General features: G+C 42.1%; 2 protein-coding genes. One reads left to right on the forward strand and one right to left on the reverse strand.

The window, feature by feature from the left end; translation table 11 throughout:
* A partial coding sequence (locus A3738_RS29840) for a PepSY domain-containing protein (RefSeq protein ID WP_197473701.1) occupies nt 1–506 on the reverse strand: 506 nt, incomplete at its 3' end.
* A gap of 334 nt (nt 507–840) precedes the next feature.
* Between A3738_RS29840 and A3738_RS08010 the strand changes: the two genes are divergently transcribed.
* The coding region (locus A3738_RS08010) for a TonB-dependent receptor plug domain-containing protein (RefSeq protein WP_231876575.1) at nt 841–1,208 on the forward strand (368 nt) is incomplete at its 3' end.

Genomic DNA, 1,208 nt, shown 5'->3' on the forward strand with positions numbered 1-1,208 from the left:
CCAATTAATGGCATGAACAAGTTTTTGTGGAGAATTGACATAAACTCTCCAACAGTCAAAAAATTCGTTACGCCAGTAACTTCTCCAGTGTAGGGGTCTGCCCAAACTTTTTTAAACCCACCATCGGGTAGGGTCATCATCGCGTGAGCAGCGGTATGTGTTCTATCGTTTGCTGTTTGAAAAGCGCTTAAACCGACGTTAGGCAGTTGCTCTTGCATTCGGTCAAATACTTCACCCGAACTTAATCTTTCTCCCTGTGGTTGAACTCTTACCTCGGAGTAGACTAGCCAGTCGATTTCTTCTGCGAATACGGCAAGCGTTCCAGTAATTAGTACCACACTAAATAGAAGGGAAAGCTTTAAGCCAATGTAGCTATGTATTAGGTAAGCGGCTTTATGTGCCGTAAGCTTTTTTTTTCGCGACTTCTTTTTGCTTTTGTCGGTAGTGGGTTGTGCTTCTTGTCCAATCTCGCCGAAACCCGAGGCGGTATTTACGTCTGCGCTCACTGCAGAAACTCCATTGTATGTTTGTTTTGATAAAAGAATTGCTGTTAGATGTATATGATAAGTATTATCATTTGCATTAGCAAACATACACAAAACTTTTCCTTACTGTTAATGAATGAGCCTGCGACTATGCAATTTAGTCGGATTAAGTGGGGTGTTGTGGCATTGGTGCGGGTAAAAAGGTTTTTCCCTAGTTGGTAATAGAAAAACAAATAAGAATGATTTGCATTTGTATTGATACTTCCTTGTTTAGTTGGTAATCTCGCGCCCTCTAAAATTAATACCACGCGCTTAGATTCGGTTTGAGCGTTATAAAGAGTAAGTAATCACATAAATGAATAAGACGTTATCCCTTACTGCTGCAAGTATGTTGTCTGTGTGTAGCACGGTAACCACGGCTGAGACGACACAAACTGAAGTCAAGACAGATTCTGTTCAAGCAGAAACTGTTGTCATTACAGGCTCTAGAACTGAGAAATTGCTTCTCGAATCGCCAGTGCGTGTAGAGGTGATTTCGCGCGAGGAGATAGTGCTAAAAAATGCACGTGATCTAAGTGAGGCGATTAAAGATGTACCAGGGCTTTTGATTAAGCCAATCCATGGTAAATCGGGCTCTGAGGTATGGATGCAGGGTGTCGATGCTAAACGAGTCATTGTTTTAGTGGATGGTGAGCGTGTCTCCCAAAGTACCAATTCTGGTAC

The sequence above is a fragment of the Oleiphilus sp. HI0066 genome, from assembly GCF_001635725.1.